This is a genomic window from Gilvimarinus gilvus (assembly GCF_030518155.1).
In the GTDB taxonomy this organism is placed as follows: Bacteria; Pseudomonadota; Gammaproteobacteria; order Pseudomonadales; family Cellvibrionaceae; genus Gilvimarinus; species Gilvimarinus gilvus.
Window position 1 is genome coordinate 1 of record NZ_JAULRU010000316.1, and the last position, 344, is coordinate 344.

At 64.2% G+C, this 344-nt stretch carries 1 protein-coding gene; it reads left to right on the plus strand.

Annotation, left to right across the window (positions count from 1 at the left end; translation table 11 throughout):
* Positions 1–344: Holliday junction DNA helicase RuvB C-terminal domain-containing protein (locus QWI17_RS05015; protein WP_302721410.1), on the plus strand; the 344-nt coding region annotated here is incomplete at both ends.

Consider the following 344-nt stretch of genomic DNA (forward strand, 5'->3'; position numbering starts at 1 on the left):
AGCGCCTGGAGTTCTATAGCGACAAGGACCTGGCCACCATCGTCAGCCGCTCGGCCAATATTCTTGGCCTGGCCATCGAGGACCTGGGTGCCTACGAAATTGCCCGCCGTGCCCGTGGCACGCCACGAATCGCCAACCGCCTGCTGCGCCGCGTGCGTGACTACGCCGAGGTGCGCGGCAAGGGCCAGATCACCAAGGCCGTGGCTGACATGGCGTTGAACCTGCTGGACGTCGACGAGCGCGGTTTTGATCATTCCGACCGTCGCCTGTTGCTGACCATGATCGAGAAGTTCGATGGTGGCCCGGTGGGCGTCGACAACCTGGCGGCGGCCATCAGCGAAGAG